Here is a 20,553-nt window from a genome sequence, read left to right as displayed (position 1 = left end):
TATGAAGAGCACTGGTTTACCAGTATTGACTATTAATCAAACGCTAATTATTTCCCATTTTGTACTGGTCTTGATACTGATAATGGGAATGAGCCTAGCGAGATATAACTATGAGTGGAAGTTACACGTCAATCAGGCATCTTTACGAGCTGAAGATGCGTTGTTATACCACGTTAAAGATTTGTCTATTTTGGTTGCGGGGCGTAATTACTCCAATTTAATGCTTCCGGCTCAAGTCGACGCTTTTTATGCACATGAAAATCTTTTATTTCTAGATATTAAAGGGCTATCAGATTACCAATCTAAGCTAGTGCATGTACGATATTTTCGCGAAAAAAATTATTTGGCGTGAAGATTTGTCATTACAAGAGGTTGAAAATACAAAGGAACTGAATGCAAAGTTCCAACACCTACTTCAAAAAACAGCAGCCTCCGACACTGAGAAACGAGCAAAGCTAGATTACATCATTCAAAAGACGAAGACCGATTATCAAGAAGGCTTAAAAAGTTTAGCGGCTAGTAAGCAATTCAGTGAGTTCGGGTTACAAATTGAAACACCCGAAGTCCCGTTTTATTTTGATTCTGGATCGTACCAAATTCAAATATCAGTTCCGCTTAGAAATCAAAGCAGTGGTAGGTTAACCGGTGTTTTTGATGTGAGTGCATTAGCGGCATTACATAAACAGTTATTGAAAGATATAGTTTTAGAAGCAGCTTTAGCGGTTCTTGTTTCTTTTGTACTTATACTCATTGTGACCCAAAGGCTGGTATCTCCAATTAAACGGCTTTCAAAACACATGAGTGTTGACGTTGAGAGTATAAGAACGGATGAGATACGAGAAAGGTATAGACGCGATGAGATAGGGGACTTAGCGAGGTCTTTTATAGTGTTGATTAGCGAAATTAGATCTCAAGTGAGTGATTTAAGAGAAAAATCCAACACCGACTCTTTGTCTGGCTTAGGTTCTCGTCATAAATACTCTCGTCAGGCAGAGCCGTCACTCGAACATGCCGTACTTACTGGGAGTAACTTTGCGCTTTTGATTTGTGACATAGATAATTTTAAAGCCTTTAATGATAAATATGGACATGCTGCAGGGGATAGTGTCATTAAAGAAGTAGGACAATCGATGCTGAGAGTTCTAGATTATGGGGACAAGTGTTATCGTATCGGCGGAGAAGAGTTTGTCATACTGCTCGAAGATTATATTAATGACGACCACATAATTAAAGCGGATAAGATACGGCAAGCGATTGAAGATTTAGGCATAGAACATCCAGGGAATACGTTACACGGTATAGTGTCTATATCGGTAGGTATGTGCTTTATAGAGCCCGGTGATTTTAATGCTGAAAATATTGTCTTTACACAATTATACAGCGAAATGTTTAACATTGCCGATCAACAACTTTACTTAGCTAAAAGCCTAGGCAGGAATAAGTCATTGTCACTAAAATTTAACCCTGCGAAAAAATAAACTTTTAAATGTATGTTTAACCGTTTTGAATAACTACCACTAGATACTAGCTACCCAATGCAATGGTTTTTAATGCACTTGTTTTTGTGACTAAACCTATAAACGCGCCTTTATCATCTTCAACGACCCACGGAAACGGCTGATCTTGTTCTATGAACTCAAAAAGTTCGGAATGGTTGATTTTGATATTTACTCGAAACAGTAAGGAATCCATTATTTGATGGGTTTTCTTTTGCAGTAACCTTAAGTCTCCCGTCGTTTCTATATTTGTTCCTACACTAGGAGAAACGTGAAGGTTGTAATTAGCTTTATGTATCAAGCCTACACAGCGCTTTCCGTCGATAACCGCCACAAAATTGGATTTATTCGTTTCATAAATTGCCTTCACAACCGATAGGTCATCACTATTTGACACCGTGGGGGCAGGAACAACTAACTTAACGTTTGTCCTAATAGGCGACACTTCGTTAATATTGGCTATTAATTTTTTATAACCAATGGAAGGAATAGTGTGATCGACAGGCATTGGCTTTGAAAATAAGAAGCCCTGAATATAATCGACATTTAGTGTCTTCAGAAGTGTGACTTCAGATATGGTTTCAACACCTTCAGCAATAACGCCCACACCGAGCGTATGTGCTAAAGCAACAATTGTCTTCACTATATAAAAATTTGGTGAATTTTTACTGATGTCTCTTACAAATTCTCTATCAATTTTAAGAAGATCGAAATTACCATCTTTTAAATAAGAGAAGGAAGAATAACCCGTTCCAAAATCATCAATCGCAACTTTGATTCCCTTTTTTCTTAGGGCATATAAGATACCTTCTGCTAACTCTTCACTGTCAAAATACCCGCTTTCGGTTAGTTCAACAGTAATATAAGGCCAGTCACGGGCGTAAGGTCTAAGCATTTTAAAAATTTTACTGAATGTTTTTGTAATTGAGTCTTCAGAGTTCATCGAAAAATTTATGGTAATTTCGACTTGCCTATTGAAGTAACTCGAAAGCCGTTTTCTATCCGCTATAGCTTGTTGAGCAACGCATAAATCTAATTCTGAAATGAGCCCTAAATCTTCTGTAATCGTGATCATTTCTTGAGTGTTAAGAATATCCCCGTTTTTATCTTTAAATCGGCACAGTGCTTCGAATTTTGCGACTTGCCAATCACTCACACTTACGATGGGTTGATAATAAACCATAAATGTTTTGTTCTTTATCGACTCTCTAACGATTTCCTCTAATCCCGCTCTTCTACTTACTTTTTGATGTAAAGCATTGTTATAAAAGTTTATGTTGTTGCCTGACTCGTTATAGTTGTCATACATGGCTTGAAGTGCGTGAGATATCAGTTTAGTTGAAGTGTCCGCATCCGTGCCTAAAACAGAAACACCAATTGAACAGCTAGAAAGTGTAGCGAAAACACTGGAAACTAACTCCTCTCTTAAATAAGCAGCAAGCTCTTTAATGGCTTCGTAAAGAGATTTAAGTTGCACGTCTTCTTCGGTGAGTTTATACGGCAGTGCAATTGCGAAGGTGTTTCCTCCAAGATAACCCGCGATAAGCTTGCCCTTAAAAAAGGATAACGCGCTGGCGATTGATTTTTTTCTTCTATCTCACATCGAGCACTAAATGTTGGTGTGAAAGTAAGTAATTGTAATCCTATGCCTTCATTTAATTCGGCAATAGCATAAACCAATGACCTCTTAAACTCACCCTCACTAGGAAGCTGCGTCAATAACTCAATACCACCATGATCTTTATCTTCGATGCGATAAAGGCGTTTAGACAGATCTAAAGTAATACCTAAGTAAAAAACATGACCGCTAATATCCACTTTCTGAATAGTGAGTTCCTGTGGGATACATTTTCCATCTTTACGTCGGCTAAGAATATGTCCAGACCAATGTTTGTCGTTATTGACTTTGTTCCATAAAGAGGTGAAAAAGGTTGGGCTGTGTTTCCCCGCGTTAAATAGACTCGTTTTTTGACCGATCAATTCTTCTTGTAGGTAGCCTGAACTTTTCTCTACATAACTATTACAGGCGAGTATCCTAGTTTTTGAATCTGTAATAATAATGCCATGGTGGTTGCAATTAACAAGTTGATAAAATAGGGCGCTGATATCAGCTTCTGCGAGATTAAAAATTAATGGTTTAATATAACCAATAATTATCTTGTCTGAAGCCCATCTCGCTTTTACCAGACAGTAGAACGAATGCTTATTTTGAGTTTTCAGGCCTATATTGGCGAAGTGTACACCTTTGTCTTGAATGGTTTGTTTGAGTATATTAACAAACACTTCTTTACTGAGATCCCCCATCAGTAATACCAAGTCTTCAATTTTATTGATCGGGTCATTATGTTGTAGTGTTGAAGCGACTACCATTGGGTCTACAGAAAATACGTCATCCTCAATGTGCCAACTCCATGCAACGGAGCCATCTTGTTGGTGATCCGCATTACCTTTCAGTGCAAGAGATTGAAGCTCTTCTTTGAATACTGTAGACATTTATTCCAACTCCCATAGGCTTTTATGTAAGTATGGACGCAGGAAGGTGTAAAAGGTTAAATTTATTTAATTTTGGGTTCGTAATCATAAAAAATAGGTCACTATAGCTATTATGATGAGATGTGGGGATCTCTAACTATGAATGAGAGAAGTATCTAGATTCGATACTTTGCTTTTCTAATATGGCCAGCTAACGCTCACTTAAATAGTGATTCATACTTATACTGTCAATAATGCCAAGATACTCGCCAGCATCATTTATAACAGCCCAAGGGAAAGGATAGTTATTACGTATCTTCTCGTGAATCTCTCCGTCATTTATTGTCTCATGTACCACTTTCATTTTTGCATTCATCATGGCAGTGGCGGGTTTGGTTAGAGAGCGATAATCTTGCATGGTTTCTCTATCGGTTCCTAGAGAGGGGGTGGCGTGTAAGTTATATTGTTCACGCGTAATTATGCCAACACATTTTTTATCAACTACTACAGGTAAAGCAGAAAATGTGCTGTTTTCAAATAATTCTTTGATTTCTTTTAATGTATGATGAGGTGACAGCATTGGAGGGTAGCTAATAAGCTCGATATCCACGACATCAAGGTCAACTAAATCCTTTAGTTTGCTATTTATATTAATATCCGCCGATAAGTTGTCAATTGGCATCGGTTTTTCAAAATAGAACCCTTGCAAATAATCTACTTTAAGCTCTTTTAAAATATTTACCTCTTGAATGCTTTCAACCCCTTCAGCAACCACTTTCACTTCAAGAGTGTGTGCGAGGTGTGTAATCATTTTAACAATATAGTAGTTATTTGAGCCAACGGTAAGATTGGTAACGAAGTCTCGGTCTATCTTTAGTAGATCAAAATTACCGTCTTTAAGATATGAAAATGAAGAATAGCCAGTTCCAAAATCGTCAATTGCTACATTGAGTCCTTTTTTTCGAAGTTGAAAGAGTAAATTACTGTCTTTTTGTTCGCTATTAAAATAGGCACTCTCAGTTAACTCAACCGTAATATAGGGTAAATGATGTAGATATTTTTTAAATATTGCCATGAGGTCACTGAACAAGTCTTTCATTGGCTTATCAGAGTTTAAAGATACGTTGATCGTGATTTCTACATCATTACCAAACATCTTTGCAAGTTGATTTCTGCTGCTGATTGCTTTATCGGCGATAGCAAGGTCTAACTCTGAGATTAGTGAAAGATCTTCGGCTACTTTGATCATAGATTGAGTATCAAGCAGTTGGCCATCATAATCTCTGAATCGACATAGGGCTTCTAGTTTTTGAACCTTCCAGTTGCGGGTACATATAATTGGCTGGAAAAAACTTCCATTGTTTTCTCATCAACGGCACTTCGAATGATCTCTTCTTCTATTTCCCTCTTTTTGGCTTTTTGGTGCAATGTTCGATTATAAAAACAAATTTTTGTGTTGTTTGAAGAATGTTTTTCATACATCGCTTGGAGCGAATGGGAAAGCATTTTTTGTTCATTATTGGCATCAATGCCAAGAACGGATACCCCGATGCTGCACTCTGTGATTTTTTTGTATACGTCGCTATCTACTCGGTGTTTTATCGCATTAAATCGTTCTCGGATTGCTTCAAATATGGATAATGAATGGGGTTTTTCAGAGGAGCGCTCGTAAGTAATAGCGATTGTAAATACGGTTTTCTTTAAGAAACCGGCTGAAAAGTCATCCTCATAATAGGCTAGTGCACTGGCTAACTGTTTTTTGTGTTCAAATTCAAAGGATGGCTCAAAATTAGGGACAAATGAAATCACCATTAGCCCACGTTTTTCTTCAAGAAAATTGAGAATATCTTGAAGTTTTATGTAGAACTCATCTTCACCTGGTAGCTGGGTTAGCAGTTCAATGCCACCATGCTCTATACCCGCAACACGGTAGAGTTTGTCTGATAGGTCTTGGGTTGTACCTAAATAGTAAACATGGCCATCAGGTGCAGTAATTTTTTGTATTAGGAGTTCTTGAGGTATCGTTTTGCCAGTTTTTGTTTTACTTAGAATAAGTCCTGACCAAAACCCTCTAACATCGATTTTTTCCACATCCCCTCAAAAAATATTTTGCCATGTTTGTCTGCGTTAAAAATCGAGGTCTTTTTTCCTATAATCTCGTCAATGTGATAACCAGTGAATTTTTCAAATAAACTGTTACAACCTAATATCCGTGTTTCTGCATCCGTGACCACCATTCCATGATGGTCATTTTCAAAAAGTTGATAATAAAATGATGATAAATGTTCTTGTGTAGGAGGCAAAAATAACGGCATCAGCATACCTGCGACGAGGTTTTCCGATATTTTTTTCGCTGAGATTACGCTTAAGCTAACATTGTTATTATTGGCGACAATACATACTTTGATTGGAGGGGGTTCTCTCCGATAAGTACCTTTTTGAGCATTTCGACAATTCGTTTTTTATCTTCTGTAGAGAACAGCCCTACAAATTTTTCTATGGAGCTCATATCATTATCAGTACCGACACCAGTCATCAGTGACTTATGTAGCGTGTCTTGATCGATATTGAATTCATTGGAATTAGGGTACCAAGTAAAAGGGATCTCTCTTTTATGATGTGACTCGATGAAATCTTCTTTCACTGTATTAATATCAGACGCCATGAATTGCTCACATTAAGAAAATAAAAAGGTACTATCTACTTATATATTAGGAATTATCTAAATGTGCAAGCTTAAATTAAGTTATGTGCACAAAATTAAGGGTAACAGCATGGTTTAGTTTGAAAGCTGAGCTGGATAATAATATAACTTACTGATAAATATAATGATGTGGTTGTTTTGACATTAGTCCTTTAAATGGTTTTAAACATCAGGTAATGGCTTTTTATGCATAGAATGCTTTGTTGGTATAATTACGGTTACTAAATGATTATTTGGCAGAAAAGATGATATCTCCGTAGTAAGCCGTTGTGCTTTGATGGCTGTCGTCTGTATCAGTCATTATAGCGGTAACATCAATATATCGATACGCGTTTAGGTTTTTTTCTTCACTCCCTTTATCTCCAAACGCTTCAATCAAGCTTTGGTAAACATTCTGTTTTTCGGTATACCATTTTTTTCGCTCAGCTTCTTTACCGCGTATCGCAACCATCTTTGCGTTGTCTCCAGCATAAGCGTTGTTCCAATTTGTTCCCTTGGCTTGATTAGATGACCATACAAAATTTAAAGCTTTCGTGTTCCAAACAGCCCATCCACCATCGATAATTAGGTAAATTCTTGCTGCGTAATCGTCGCCTTCTTTGGTCTGCTCATTCATCTCGGTTAATCGGTTTTCTATACGCCAGGACCAATTGATAAATGGTGTTTTTAATAGATCTATCTTGCGCTCCAATGCAAGCCCTGATGCGCTGTCATTACTATAGGCTTTAAGTACGGAAAGGTTGTCGATATCGATAGTTTGATAGTCGGTATGTCCGTTAAATGATTTGGTTTCCCAGTTTGATAAATCATGCAGAGAGAATTCTGTTAGATTAAATTCTAAGACAGAAGCGTGCGTGAGCGAGACGTTGAAAATAAGACTTGTTAGAAGCAGTCGCCTTATGGAGGTGGCGTTTTCATTTAAAATACACATATTATATTACTCGGTTAATAGACTAAGTAGAGTAGGTGAATGCGAAGACGCTTGTTTAGAAAAAGTAACCTACTATTAGAGTAGTAAGTTAGACGACTTAAAGTACCAGTATAGGGGAACAAGAGTGTTGATAAACAAAATTAATCCTAAAAAGTTACTTAATAGCAAATGGACAGCGGTTAATCCGATAAAGAAAGAAAAGCATTTTTTAGTAACGGAACTTGAACTAGAAGGTAATGATGTCGTTCACTGTTTACTAGAAGCAGTGATGTCTAAACGTGCTCAAGCAATAGATTGGAACGACCTTAAAGACCAAAAGAAATGGCTTCTAGGCTGGAAATAGTAAGTTGTAGCGTTCCCATTTTATCTAGTCAGTTGTTTGTTAGAATTGGTATTAATTGATAGCGTAGGTTTGCAATACTCAGCACATGAAAAATAGGCTACCAAAAACGGCGAAACCCCAGATGTTGGTAGCATCTGGGGTTTCTAATTTTTAGATGTCTCGGATGGTAAGGGCCGATAATCTCTATGCAAAAAGTTGGATTTATCCTTTTCTAATCTGTGGTAGCAGAATTAGATACGGATGAAGTCCATGTGCTCAACTTTTGGCTTGAACGCGTGACGTTGAACGTCTTGCGGCTTAACCTTAACTTCTGCACCGTCGATCACTAGAGTGATGCCTTCGTAGAATTCTGGCTTATCCATTTGGTGGATAACATCAGAGTGTAGAAGTGCGATAGAAACTGGCGCTGCTTCACCACCGTAAACGATTGCTGGGAATTGGCCCGCGTGACGTAGGCGGCGGCTCGCACCCTTACCTAGTTCAGTACGTACTACTGCTTCGAATTTCATAGTATTTACTCTCAAATTAGTAAAAAATTAGTGTTGTTTATCAGCGTAGCGACCTAGCCGATAATGTGTTTCACAAACTCATAACCGTTGGTTAGTTGTTTGCGAGCGCGGATACTACCATTCTTGCCTTTTTCGAGCAATAGAGTTAGGTTGATTTCGCTATTTTTCTCGAATTTCATCCTCGAATATTTTATCTCTCATTTTCCAGAAACGACCTGACTTCCTAGCAATAACAAAAAGGGGTAATCGAAAGCGATGTTGATTGGCAACAACGCGAGTTGGAGAAGATTCATCAAAAGGACGATGTCGGTCAGCTAAATGAGGCCTAACGAAGCGTTTATAAAAATCGTCTTTTTGTCTTTTACTAGTTAAAGACCAAAATTCATGGACTTGCGCGTTGTTGTCGCCAATAAAGGTGACTTTCAATTGATTTTTACCCGAGCTATTTTTTAGAACAGTTAACTGCATATCTTTACACTCAAATACTAACGCGTCTTTGAGGTTTAGTGCTTCTCGTAGCTTTTTATCTGGGTCAACAAGGGTTGCATCGCATTCGTGGCATATGCGCGCGGCAATGTCGTTATCCGCGCCGCATTCATGACAGTATTTAGCTCTAAAACGATAACCGCAATGTTCACGAGTGCCATCTTCTTCTTCAAGGTAACCTTGGCAACGTCGGCCATAATGCTCAAGCAAATAGCCGTTGTTATCTACCTTACCCCAAAAATTGTTATTAAAGCCACATGCAGGGCAGGGTATTGTGACAATGTCACTTTCTGGGTCAGGTTGTGGATTGCCTACCTCCGGTTGATAAAGGTCGTAATTATTACCAGCGTAATCCAAAACAAGGCATTCGGATTTGCCTTCTGACAAGCGTAACCCTCGTCCAACGATTTGTTGGTATAAACTGACGGATTCCGTTGGACGAAGAATGGCAATTAGGTCCACATGTGGCGCGTCGAATCCGGTTGTTAGTACGGAAACATTCACTAGGAATTTAATCTCTTTATTTTTGAAACTTTGAATGATTCGGTCGCGTTCAGGGGTTGGTGTGTCACCGATGACGATATCTGAGCTTTCTTGTGGGAGAAGAGATAATATCTCTTGAGCATGCCTTACTGTTGCTGCAAAAATCATAATGCCTTGGCGATCGGCACTCATCTGGATAATTTGATCAACAATTTGTGGTGTTGCTCTTTTCGAGCTTTTTATCACCAAATCCAGATCAGACTCTTTATAGCGACCAAGATTCGTTGGCGTTAAGGCTGAGAAATCATAACTGAGCACCGGAGCATCAATCATCTTTGCTGGTGTTAGAAATTGTTCATCGAGTAAATATCGTATAGGTAGCTCAAAAATACAGTCTCTAAAGAACCTCGGCTCTTCACTGCGAACTTGTCCTCTAGTGTGGTATTGATAAATCCATCCCATTCCTAATCGATATGGGGTCGCTGTTAAGCCTAAAACCTTAATACCTGGGTTTAATTCTGTTAAATAACTAATGACTTTCTGATAGCTGCTCGTTTTGTTGTCAGGAACACGGTGACATTCATCTATGACCAGCAAAGAGAATTGGTTTGCGAATGCATCCAAATTCCGAACCACGGACTGAACGGAGGCGAAGACGACTTGCTGGTTGGTCTCTTTTCTGCCTAACCCGGCCGAAAATATAGCGCCTGTCTCGCCATAACCTTCATATTTCGCATGATTCTGCTCTACAAGCTCCTTGACGTGCGCAAGTACAAGTACACGCCCTTTAGCGATTCGCGCCAATTCTGCAATGACGAGACTTTTGCCCGCACCAGTCGGTAACACGATGACAGCGGGGGAAGAGTGCTTCCTAAAATAGTGAATGACGGCTTTGACAGAATCCGTTTGGTAAGGGCGAAGTTTATACATAGAGGAAAAGTGTGAAATAGTTCAACTTATTGGATAAAGATCCCTATAATACCCCACTAGCAAAAGAAGAGGTATTCATGCGGTTAGATAAATTTTTGTGTGATGCATTAGGTGCAACACGTAAAGAAGCAACAAAACTCATAAAAAGCGGTGACGTAATGGTTAATGGAACCACATTAAAAAGTGGTGCACATAAATTAACGGACGCCTGCGTTGTTGAATGGCAAAACCGAGAACTAACGCTTCACGGGCCTAAATATATCATGCTGTTCAAGCCAGATGGTTATGTTTGTTCACATGAGGATGGATTTAACCCGACAGCGTTTGTTTTACTCGATGAGGTAAAGATGGAAAGTCTACACTTTGCCGGACGGTTGGATGCTGATACAACGGGACTGGTGCTCATTACTGACGATGGGAAATGGTCTCATAGAATCACGTCACCTAAACATAAGTGTGAAAAAACGTACCGTGTATGGCTTGCCGATCCTATTCAAGACGATTATGTCACTAAATTTAAACAAGGGATTGAATTGAGAAATGAGCGCGACCTGACATTGCCAGCAAAATTAGAAGTCATAACTGAGAATGAAGTCTTATTGACCATAGTTGAAGGTAAATACCATCAAGTAAAAAGAATGTTTGCTGCGCTAGGAAATAAAGTTGAAGGCCTTCACAGAGAGCGTGTTGGTGCTATTGAACTGGATCCTGATTTAGAGTTAGGAGAATACCGCTATTTGACAGAAGAAGAAGTAGACTCGGTCTGGAAATAACAATTGTATGACAATTGTCATTAATCGCTAATCTATAGTACTATCTTTATTTAGTAAATATGTTAATTAATTTTATTCCGGACTCGAATGACAACTAGCAATACAACTCAGCTCAGCCTTTTAATGTTTATCATCCTAGGTGCGATCGGTGCGTTAACGCCTCTAGCCATTGATATGTATTTGCCCGCTATGCCAACGATAGCGAAAGAATTAGGCGTAGAGCCCGGCGCTGTCCAAATAACGTTAACCATGTATACCGCAGGGTTTGCTATTGGTCAGTTGTTACACGGCCCTCTTTCTGACAGCTACGGTCGAAAACCTATTTTGATTATAGGTGTACTCTTATTCGCTATTGGTTCTATTTTTAGTGCAACAACATCGGATATTGAATCTCTTACCTATGTACGAGCCGCACAAGGATTCGCAGGGGCATCTGCTGCGGTTGTTATCCAAGCTTTAGTACGAGACATGTTCGAAAAAGAAGACTTTGCTCGAACCATGTCTTTTATAACTTTAGTTATGATGGTGGCTCCACTTATTGCGCCTATGTTAGGTGGTCATTTAGCCGAATGGTTTGGTTGGCGTTCAATATTTTGGGTACTAACGCTGTTTTCTGGCTTGGTGATCGCTGCGATTATTTGGAAAATTCCAGAAACACTAGCCCCCGAAAATAGGCAGAAATTACGTTTTAAAACAACGATGCAAAACTACTTTCGCTTATTTACAAATCCGGTGGCTTTAGGCTTGATGTTTGCTGGTGCATTCTCTTTTTCGGGTATGTTTGCTTTTTTAACCGCCGGTTCTTTTGTATACATTGATATCTATGGTGTAGGTACTGCTCAATTTGGCTATTTGTTTGGCTTAAATGTGGTTGGCCTAATTATTATGACAACAGTTAATGGTCGAATCGTGAGAAAAGTGAGCTCTAATTGGATGCTTTCTTTTGCTATCAGTATTCAGTTAATTGCTGGCGTTGGGCTGTTTTTTGGGTGGTTAGCGGATATAGGATTGTGGGGTATCGTTCCCTTCGTTATGCTTTATATCAGTATGATGTCAACGGTAGGTAGTAATTCAATGGCCATACTACTATCTGCTTATCCTAGTATGGCTGGTACGGCATCTTCGCTTGCAGGAACTTTAAGGTTTGGTGTCGGGTCTATTATCGGTGTTATCGTTTCTATGCTACCAAGTGATAGTGCTCTACCCATGATATTGATAATGACACTTTGCGCCGTAATGTCTGCGGTTTTTTATTGGTTTTTAGGACGTAAAGCTTAATGGCTATCTATTCAATTGAAATACAAAACGTAGTGAACTTGGCTCTTGAAGAGTTAGAGCAACAACATAAAAAAGGGAAAGTAGCCAACACTCCAGTTAGCAATACTTATTTTTGGTGCGATGGGTCACTCTAAGTTTAAAAACTCAGCGGTTTGATCGCTGTGTACGTGATGATCTCGTACGCTGGCAAAAAATGGGGAGAAGCAAAGGAACTCAATCTGAATTGATGTTCACTTTTAGAAATATTTCAAAATTTTATGGCCAATTACTCCCGATAGATAAAGAGCCAAAAGCAATTTTAGATTCAGATATTGAAGCCTTTTTAGAGGTTCTTGAGAAAGCGAATTGGGGCGTAAGTACCGAGTTCGAACTAACTGAAAAAATCCAAGTGTTTACCGAAGGCGATAACTCTTTCTTGCTCTGTGCAAAGCAGTGTGATGATTGTTTTGAAGGCGGTTCAGAATTAGTAAAACCAATGAGTTTCTTTGTGCGAGGTCATCATGCAGAATTTGTACGACTTGCCAGTGACTTTGGTTTTATGCTGCACAAACGCACCGATTATAAATCGGTCGTTAAATATCATGGGGAATATCTAATTTATCCTAAAAACCAAGGTAATCAGGTTGCTGAGATTCCAATCGGTTTTTAAGCGCGGATGATGTTTTATAAAAGGTTGAACGCTAGATAGAGTTCAACCTTTTGTTTATTTGCTCTGTTTTAATCTTGTTAGGCTTTCTTCACTATCGCTTTTACCATCCCTTTAAAAATGAATAGGTGCGCTGGCATCATTGCAAACCAATAGAGTAGGCCTCTAAACCCTTGAGGGTGCCACCATGCTCTCACATCTAATTCTCGGTAGTCGCCGTGATCTTTGATGGTACATTCTAAACGTCCTAGCCCCGGTGCAGTCATTCCGAAAAGCAGCGATATAAACTGAGTTGGTTCGCAGCGGATTACTTTCCACGAGTCAATATGGTCACCAATTTTAAGTTCAGGCCCTGCAGGGCTGCGTCGTTTGGGTATTCCGCCACCAACAAAAAGATCTAACCATTCTCGTGTTCGCCACAAAATATTGGCAAAAAAGTAGCCTTCTTTGGGGCTGCCTATCTGTTTAACTACTTGCCACAACTCTTCAGCCGTTTTGTCCGTTTTAATTTTAGCGCCAGCATCCTTTGGATAATAACCATACCCTGCTTGCCACCTATTAAGAGCTGCAGGGTCAAACCCCCAAATATTGCTCCGAATAAACTCACCCTCGGCACCAATCGATTGAGCTACCGCATCTTGATAGGATATCAACGGTTGTGGGTACTTTTTACGGATCTCTTGTGAGTCTGCAACATAATCGTGCTCAAGCCCGGCAAGTAAGGCTTTACCGATGTTCGCTGGCACTGAAGTCACTAACCCTAACCAATAGGAAGCCATTTTAGGAGTGAGTAATGACGTAGACCAGAGCCTTAGAGGATGATGAATGGCTTTACATATAACACCAAATTGTTCTCGATAGCTAAGAATGTCGGGACCACCTACTTCATAGTAGTGACTCTGTGTCGGTGACTCTTGAAGCTGAGCCAGTAAATAATGATTGAGGTTTTTAAGCGCAATTGGGTTGGCTTTTGAGTCAACCCATTTAGGAGCAATAAGAATGGGTAGGTTGTAGGTGAAATCTTTCATGATCTCGAATGCTGCTGAACCAGGGCCTATAATCACACCGGCTCTCAACTCTGTTACAGGAACTTCGGCTTGTTTTAATATCTCTCCGGTTTTTTTACGTGCGAGTAGATGCTCTGAATTTCCAGTTTGTGGCTGAATGGCACTTAGGTAGACCACGTGTTTAACGTTGCTATTTAATAAAGCATCTTTAAAATTAATTGCTAAAGATATCTCATACTCTAAAAAGTCGTGTCCATGTGCCATTCCGTGTACGAGGAAATAGACAAGATCATGATTGCTTACCACGTTTTTAGTCGCTTCTTTATCGACCAGATCAAGGTAAACCGTCGTGAGGTTTGTATGAGGTTGAACTCTAGCCTGTAGATACTCTAACTGTCGAGCCGCTGCCGTGACGCAATGACCCTGTTCTAGAAGCAATGGAATGAGTTGTGAGCCGACATAGCCAGAAGCGCCAAGAACTAATATTTTTTCTTTTCCATAGCGATTTAGATCATTCCTTTTCGTGGTGATCCCAAACTAATGGGAGTAGAATGCCCGTGCGATTATTCAGGCCAATCTTTTGCTTAAACTTCTATAATAATCAATGTGCATTCTTTCGTTTTAATGAGGCTATATGACCAACACCTTACCATTAGTTTACAAGTATACAAAAGGCGATTTTTTACGTCGTCTGTTTGCTATTGCACTGCCGATTGCGCTACAGAACATTATGTTTTCTAGTAGAGGGTTGGTTGATGTTTTGATGCTTGGTCAACTTGGGGAGGCAGATATCGCAGCTGTTGGGGTTGCTAGTCGTGCAATGTTTGTAACAACGATTATGTTGGTCGGTGTAAACACAGGTGGTGCGTTACTCACGGCACAGTTTTGGGGGCTGGTAATAAAAATGGTGTTAAAGAGAGTACAGCTCTAACTTGGATTATCGCTAATGCTTTTGCTCTATTAACCGTCATTTTATTTATGATTTTCCCAGAACAGATCATGGGCCTAGCGACGGACTCTGCTCAAGTTATTGCTTTAGGAAGTGAATATATTGTCATTACATCATTAAGTATGTTCGCGGTTGCGTGCGTAAGCAGTATGGCGGTAGGACTTAGAGCAATGCATCGTCCAGGTGTTAGCACCTTCTTTAGCGGTATTGGTATCATTTCAAATGTGTTTCTAAATTGGGTTCTCATATTTGGCCATCTTGGATTGCCAGCTATGGGTATCAAAGGAGCAGCGATTGCGACAGTGCTAAGTGGTGCTATAGAAGTTATTTGCTTATATGCTTTTTTATATAAAACAAAAAATCTCCTTGCCTTCAAGCTACCGGATGTAAAAGTCGCTTTTACAATAGATAAAGTTTCTCGCTTTCTTCGTTTGTCGCTGCCAACAACATTGAATTTTTTACCTGGGCGGCAGGTATCTTTTCCTATCACGCGATTATGGGACAAACAGGCGTGCAAGGATTAGCGGCATTATCGGTAATGACACCTGTGGATTCAATTGGTATTAGTTTGCTTATCGGCACATCGAATGCAGCGGCAGTGCTCACCGGAAATCAAATAGGCGCGAAGAAATATGATGCAGTTTATTACCAGTCTATTGGTTTACTTTTCCTTTCTATATTGCTGGGGTTAACCACGGCGATTGTTCTCTATGCTATCCAAGTTCCAATATTAGATTCGTTTAGTGCATTGACGGTAGAAACTCGTGCGTTGGCAGATAAGTTTATTTTGATTCTTTGTTTTGGGATGGTGGTTAGGTCAATACCTCTAACGCTTGTTGTTGGGGTATTAAGAGCTGGCGGAGATGTTAAGTATTGCCTATACCAAGACGTAATATCTCAATGGTTTATTGGTATCCCGCTTGCTGCTTTTGCTGCAGTTTATCTCGGGTTAAAACCTGAATACGTTTATGCTCTGTTTCTTCTTGAAGAGTGCATTAAGTGCTTTAGCTCTGTCTATCGACTGAAAAGTAGAAAATGGATTCGAAATCTTATAGAAAGATAACACTGTTGACATTTGTCTAAATAATAACCACTTCTGTTGCTGTTTTTTAAGAATTGCAATTTAATTTGAAAGATTTCGGACCTATATCATCTTATTGTTACATTTTGCTTAAAATAATGTGATCACCTAGGTAAAATACTTCCGAAAAGTGAGTAATTAGTGTAACTTCATCTTCCCTAAATCCATTAATACGAGTGTATAGTTAATGCTAGAACTGTCCGACCTATGTAAAGGCTATGTTGATGGTGGAGAATTCCATCCTGTACTACAAGGGGCAGATCTAAAATTAAGACAAGGTGAACAACTCGCATTAATGGGAGAGAGTGGCTCAGGTAAAAGTACGTTGCTCAATCTTATCGCCGGTTTAGATACAACGGATTCAGGTAAAATTTGGTTTTCAAATTTTGCGATGCACGATAGCAACGAAGTACAAAAAACTGCGTATCGAAGACACAATATTGGTCATGTCTTTCAGCAATATAATCTCCTACCGACACTAAATATCGCTGACAATATCCGCTTTTGTAGGCAGCTAAAAGGGCTGCGCGAAGATAAAGGTTTGTGGCGTCAAATATTATCTGCTTTGGATTTAATGCCACTACTGGGACGATACCCAGAAGAAGTCTCTGGTGGGCAACAACAAAGAACAGCGATCGCACGGGCTTTGTATATGGAACCTAAATTGTTGTTGGCAGATGAACCCACAGGCAGTTTAGATGAACGAAATGCAGAGGCAGTAATGCGTTTGTTAACCTCACTAGCCAGGCAGTTAAATTGTACTTTACTGCTGGTTACACATAGTGAAAAGGTTGCGCAACATATGGGTGGGTGCGTTCGTCTTCAAGGAGGACAGTTGCATGTTGTTGCCCGTAGTTAAAGCACTACTAGGGCACTATCGGCGTCATCCTTTACAGTTGCTGCTTGTTTGGTTCGGGCTTACTTTAGGCGTATCTGTTTACGTAGGTGTGGCAGCCGTTAATCAACATGCACAACAGAGTTATATGCACAGTGAAACACTGTTTTCAAACCCTCTTCCATATGCCATTACTCCCAAATACAGTGCGAATAAAATTCCACAAGGTTTTTATATTCAACTTCGGCGTGAAGGTTTCAATCAATGTGTACCTTTTGACAATCTACGAATACAAACCCAAAAAGGCCGAGATCTTTCCATAGTTGGTGTAGACCCTGTTTCTATTTTAGGGCTCTCATCGCTTCATCACGAAAAAGATCTCTCAATATTACGCTTGATGCAGTCATCTAAGCCATTAATTATGGGGGCTGAATTAGCCTCTTATCTAGGGAAAAGTAGTGGCGATTTTATTGAATTAAATAATGGTACCAAGATAGGGCCGCTTCTACTTGACCATAATAAACTTCTAACGGGTACGCGAATTCTTGCTGATATTTCAAAAGTAAGAGAGATTAACAATACAGGTGGGTTTTCGTTGCTTGCATGTGAAGATATGCCAGAAGAAAAACTCGAAAAGCTTAAAAGTATTCTGCCTAATGGGATGGAATTGACTAGAAGTTCTAAAGCCGAGTTAGAGTCTCTTACAAAAGCATTTCATCTAAATTTATCTGCAATGGGGATGCTTGCGTTTGTTGTGGGGATATTTATTTTCTACCAAGCTATGTCGCTCTCTTTTATTCAAAGGCAACCACTTGTAGGTGTTATGCGACAAGCAGGTGTTTCGGGTTGGCATTTAGCTAAAGCACTCGCTATAGAACTGACATTATTCGTATTTGTAGGTTGGTTCTTTGGCAATCTATTTGGCCTGATGCTAGCTAATCAACTGATGCCTTCTGTATCAACTACTTTAGCCGATTTGTATACTGCCAATGTATCTCTAACCGTTGATTGGCACTGGCAATGGAGCAAAAACAGCCTACTAATGGCCGTTTTCGGTGCGTTACTTTCTTGTAGTTGGCCCTTGGTTCGATTAATTAAAACGCCACCAATTAGGCTTTCAGCTAAACTTTCATTAGTTAGATTTGCAGGTAAAGAGTTTGCGTGGCAGGCAATAATAGCCTGTGTTTTTGGGGTAATGGCAATTGGTTTTTTCAGCTTCCCGCTACACCAGAATACGGATTTGTCATTGTCGCGCTGTTGTTACTAAGTGTGGCGTTATTCATGCCATTCGTCATTTTTGAATTATTCACTGCGTTTTCGTTTTCATTGCGTTGGGTTAAAGCTCGCTGGTTTTTTTCAGATGCCGCTTCAAGTATGAGTTTTCGTGGCGTAGCCGTTATGGCATTTGTTCTTGCAATGTCGGCTAATATCACTGTAGAAACCTTAGTTGGGAGTTTCCGAGCAACAACAGAAAGTTGGTTGACACAGCGTTTAGCTGCCGATATGTATGTTTTTCCAACCAATAATTCTGCGGCACGCATGAGCAATTGGCTGACTAAGCAGCCTGAAGTTAAAGATGTATGGTGGCGTTGGGAAATTGATTTGCCCACGAAAACCGGTGTCATTGAGGTAGTGAGCACAGGCGATAGTCTTGATGAAAGGGATTCGGTACCAGTCAAAACAGCCATTTCAAACTATTGGTATCAACTTAATGTTTCTAAAGGGTTGATGGTAAGTGAAGCCATGGCCATTAAAAATAAATTACGCCCTGGCGATAAAATTCAGTTGGGAGGCACGAGTGAAGAAACTTGGCAAGTTGTGGGCATTTATTATGATTACGGAAACCCTTACAACCAAGTATTGATGTCTCATCGAAATTGGATTAGTCGTTATGGCGGTTTAGGTGACGTTGGGCTAGGTGTTATCCTCGAGGATGGAGCGAGTAGTGATACTTTGTTGGATCATTTGCAATCGACCTATGCGCTTACCAAAGATAGAGTATATGACAACAATAGTATCCACAAACAAGTAATGCGCATATTTGACCGCACCTTTATTATTGCCGATACACTTGGTAATTTGACATTATTTATAGCTATCTGTGGCATCTTCTTTGCGACCTTGGCTGGGGAGATATCGAAGCAGAGGAATACAGCCTTGCTAAGGTGTTTTGGCATATCTACTTTTGAGCTAATTGCACTAAGCGGTTTGCAGCTATTTGTGTTTGGACTAATTTCTGCCTTAGTGGCTATGCCACTTGGTTTAGCATTAGCAAAGGTAATGGTAGAAGTGGTATTGAAGGAATCTTTTGGGTGGACCATGCCTTTGTACGTCATTCCTTGGGAATATCTAAATACGTTTGCTTGGGCTATGTTAGCGCTCATCCTTGCAGGTATATTGCCAATTATAGGTATGGTTAGCCGGACACCGATGAAATCACTGAGAGACGCACTATAAATATGAAGAAGCTCGCTGACAAATTGAAATATAGCTATATCACGGCGTTAGGGGTAGCTCTATCTTTCATTACTGTTGCAACTTTGTATTATTTCTCGCTTGATCATTCAACTGAAAAACAGTCAATTGATTATGCGCTTGCTAATGATCAGAAAGCGGTGTTTGAGCCTGTTTTACCTGGAAACTCGCTATCATTACCTCAAGATTTTTCATTTCATAACGAATTCAAACAAGAAGGATGGCATTATTTCGCTAACCTCGTTGGTGGAGACGGAGAAATATACTCGCTCCAATGGGACTATAACCGTGTTGCTAGAAATGAAAGCCAAAAAACCGGTTGGAACAGCGCTCAAGTCTTTTTATCTAACGTAATTATCACCTCAAAAGATAAAGTATGGAAACAACAGCGTATTGCTAGAGGGGGTATAGGTCAGGCGGGGTTCCGTTCAAGGCCCTTTCGGCTATGGATAGATAACTGGAGTTGGAGATCGTTAAGTTTATCACCGCTTCCGGGAATACTGGATGTTGAAACAGATGAGTTTTCCCTTAAATTAAACTCGTCATCTTTTAACCCCTTTATCTTAAATGGTGAAAGTGGATATCAAGCACACCATGACTTAATTCCTATCGCAACGTATGGGTTTAATGCTCCGTTTGTACGTACATCTGGGCAGCTTATATTGGACGGTAAAGTAGTGGATGTTAGTGGGCAAGCCTCGCTTAGCAAGGAGTGGGGAAGCGATTTAGTTGCTGTTGAGGGCCAGCAAAACGTAACTATTAACCTTCACCTATCTGATGGACGAAACCTTCATCTTACTCAAAGTCGCATCCCTAATTATCCAGTTTATAACTATGGATTACTAGTAGGTAGAAATGGCTCAATGGTACGATTGTCTGACGACGACATAATCATGTCTGCAGTCGAATACGTAAAGATGGATAACGGGAAAGAAGTGCCGTTAAAGTGGAAGCTCAGCATTAAAAAGCTGAACTTAGAGTTTTCGGTTAGTCCGTTGCGTAAAGACCTTTGGCATTCATTTTATAACCCATATTGGCAAGGACCCGTGTCTGCAATAGGTACACAAGTGGGGCATGGAATGCTTAAGTTAACTGGTTTTTAAGCTAACACTCGATATTTTGCTATAAAAAACGTTCAAAACTTGCCCATTGCTC

At 39.7% G+C, this 20,553-nt stretch carries 17 protein-coding genes and 3 pseudogenes; 10 read left to right on the top strand and 10 right to left on the bottom strand.

Annotated features, from left to right (window positions below):
* Nucleotide 1: 1 nt before the first annotated feature.
* Both PGX00_RS10160 and PGX00_RS10155 read left to right on the top strand, forming a co-directional pair.
* Nucleotides 2-352 (top strand): hypothetical protein, encoded by a 351-nt coding sequence (locus PGX00_RS10160; RefSeq protein ID WP_272135830.1) that lies wholly within the window; start codon nt 2-4, stop codon nt 350-352.
* Nucleotides 315-1,478, top strand: a complete 1,164-nt coding sequence (locus PGX00_RS10155) for a sensor domain-containing diguanylate cyclase (RefSeq protein WP_272135828.1) — start codon at nt 315-317, stop codon at nt 1,476-1,478. Before PGX00_RS10160 ends, PGX00_RS10155 begins: the two co-directional genes overlap by 38 nt.
* A gap of 46 nt (nt 1,479-1,524) precedes the next feature.
* Here the strand turns inward: PGX00_RS10155 and PGX00_RS10150 are convergent, their stop codons facing one another.
* The 7 genes from PGX00_RS10150 to PGX00_RS10120 form a co-directional block, all read right to left on the bottom strand.
* Nucleotides 1,525-2,973: an EAL domain-containing protein gene (locus PGX00_RS10150; RefSeq protein WP_272135826.1), complete on the bottom strand. Its 1,449-nt coding sequence runs from the start codon at nt 2,971-2,973 to the stop codon at nt 1,525-1,527.
* Nucleotides 2,922-3,989, bottom strand: coding sequence for a PAS domain-containing protein (locus PGX00_RS10145; protein WP_272135824.1), 1,068 nt, complete (start codon nt 3,987-3,989; stop codon nt 2,922-2,924). The genes PGX00_RS10150 and PGX00_RS10145 overlap by 52 nt, the downstream gene beginning before the upstream one ends.
* Nucleotides 3,990-4,179: 190 nt before the next feature.
* Nucleotides 4,180-5,304, bottom strand: a complete 1,125-nt coding sequence (locus PGX00_RS10140; protein WP_272138023.1) for an EAL domain-containing protein — start codon at nt 5,302-5,304, stop codon at nt 4,180-4,182.
* A complete protein-coding gene (locus PGX00_RS10135) occupies nt 5,271-6,059 on the bottom strand; it encodes a hypothetical protein (RefSeq protein WP_272135821.1) in 789 nt (262 codons plus the stop codon). The genes PGX00_RS10140 and PGX00_RS10135 overlap by 34 nt, the downstream gene beginning before the upstream one ends.
* Nucleotides 6,014-6,283, bottom strand: coding sequence for a PAS domain S-box protein (locus tag PGX00_RS10130; protein WP_272135819.1), 270 nt, complete (start codon nt 6,281-6,283; stop codon nt 6,014-6,016). Before PGX00_RS10130 ends, PGX00_RS10135 begins: the two co-directional genes overlap by 46 nt.
* A gap of 50 nt (nt 6,284-6,333) precedes the next feature.
* Complete coding sequence (locus PGX00_RS10125) at nt 6,334-6,633, bottom strand: hypothetical protein (protein WP_272135817.1); 300 nt, start codon at nt 6,631-6,633, stop codon at nt 6,334-6,336.
* Between the two features lie 268 nt (nt 6,634-6,901).
* Nucleotides 6,902-7,603, bottom strand: a complete 702-nt coding sequence (locus PGX00_RS10120; protein ID WP_272135816.1) for a DUF3047 domain-containing protein — start codon at nt 7,601-7,603, stop codon at nt 6,902-6,904.
* 130 nt (nt 7,604-7,733) lie between these two features.
* On the opposite strand from PGX00_RS10120, the gene PGX00_RS10115 reads away from it, so the two are divergent.
* The gene (locus tag PGX00_RS10115; RefSeq protein ID WP_272138022.1) at nt 7,734-7,946 is read left to right on the top strand and encodes a TIGR02450 family Trp-rich protein; all 213 of its coding nucleotides are present in this window, start codon (nt 7,734-7,736) and stop codon (nt 7,944-7,946) included.
* A 230-nt stretch (nt 7,947-8,176) separates the two neighbouring features.
* Here PGX00_RS10115 and rplY read toward each other — a convergent pair whose 3' ends face one another.
* Both rplY and PGX00_RS10105 read right to left on the bottom strand, forming a co-directional pair.
* A complete protein-coding gene (gene rplY, locus PGX00_RS10110) occupies nt 8,177-8,455 on the bottom strand; it encodes a 50S ribosomal protein L25 (protein ID WP_272135814.1) in 279 nt (92 codons plus the stop codon).
* Between the two features lie 159 nt (nt 8,456-8,614).
* Complete coding sequence (locus PGX00_RS10105) at nt 8,615-10,354, bottom strand: DEAD/DEAH box helicase (RefSeq protein ID WP_272135812.1); 1,740 nt, start codon at nt 10,352-10,354, stop codon at nt 8,615-8,617.
* A 77-nt stretch (nt 10,355-10,431) separates the two neighbouring features.
* Here PGX00_RS10105 and rsuA point away from each other — a divergent pair, with 77 nt between their 5' ends.
* The 3 genes and pseudogenes from rsuA (at nt 10,432) to PGX00_RS10090 (ending at nt 13,054) form a co-directional block, all read left to right on the top strand.
* On the top strand, nt 10,432-11,127 hold the full coding sequence (rsuA, locus tag PGX00_RS10100; protein WP_272135810.1) for a 16S rRNA pseudouridine(516) synthase RsuA: 696 nt from the start codon (nt 10,432-10,434) through the stop codon (nt 11,125-11,127).
* Nucleotides 11,128-11,214: 87 nt separating this feature from the next.
* Nucleotides 11,215-12,405: a Bcr/CflA family multidrug efflux MFS transporter gene (locus PGX00_RS10095; protein WP_272135807.1), complete on the top strand. Its 1,191-nt coding sequence runs from the start codon at nt 11,215-11,217 to the stop codon at nt 12,403-12,405.
* A pseudogene (locus tag PGX00_RS10090) lies at nt 12,405-13,054 on the top strand (DUF2913 family protein). Before PGX00_RS10095 ends, PGX00_RS10090 begins: the two are co-directional and overlap by 1 nt.
* A 77-nt stretch (nt 13,055-13,131) precedes the next feature.
* Here the strand turns inward: PGX00_RS10090 and PGX00_RS10085 are convergent.
* A complete protein-coding gene (locus PGX00_RS10085; protein ID WP_272138020.1) occupies nt 13,132-14,589 on the bottom strand; it encodes a DUF2867 domain-containing protein in 1,458 nt (485 codons plus the stop codon).
* Nucleotides 14,590-14,692: 103 nt separating this feature from the next.
* Between PGX00_RS10085 and PGX00_RS10080 the strand changes: the two are divergent.
* The 4 genes and pseudogenes from PGX00_RS10080 to PGX00_RS10065 all read left to right on the top strand — a co-directional run bounded on the left by PGX00_RS10080 (nt 14,693) and on the right by PGX00_RS10065 (nt 20,501).
* Nucleotides 14,693-16,070 (top strand): annotated as a pseudogene (locus PGX00_RS10080) (MATE family efflux transporter).
* 205 nt (nt 16,071-16,275) lie between these two features.
* Nucleotides 16,276-16,947: an ABC transporter ATP-binding protein gene (locus PGX00_RS10075; protein ID WP_272135805.1), complete on the top strand. Its 672-nt coding sequence runs from the start codon at nt 16,276-16,278 to the stop codon at nt 16,945-16,947.
* Nucleotides 16,928-19,380: pseudogene (locus tag PGX00_RS10070) on the top strand (ABC transporter permease). Before PGX00_RS10075 ends, PGX00_RS10070 begins: the two are co-directional and overlap by 20 nt.
* Nucleotides 19,381-19,382: 2 nt before the next feature.
* Nucleotides 19,383-20,501, top strand: a complete 1,119-nt coding sequence (locus PGX00_RS10065; protein WP_272135803.1) for a lipocalin-like domain-containing protein — start codon at nt 19,383-19,385, stop codon at nt 20,499-20,501.
* Nucleotides 20,502-20,553 lie beyond the last annotated feature (52 nt).

Source organism: Vibrio algarum (assembly GCF_028204155.1).
Lineage (GTDB): Bacteria > Pseudomonadota > Gammaproteobacteria > Enterobacterales > Vibrionaceae > Vibrio > Vibrio algarum.
This window is presented reverse-complemented; position numbering and strand designations above follow the sequence as displayed.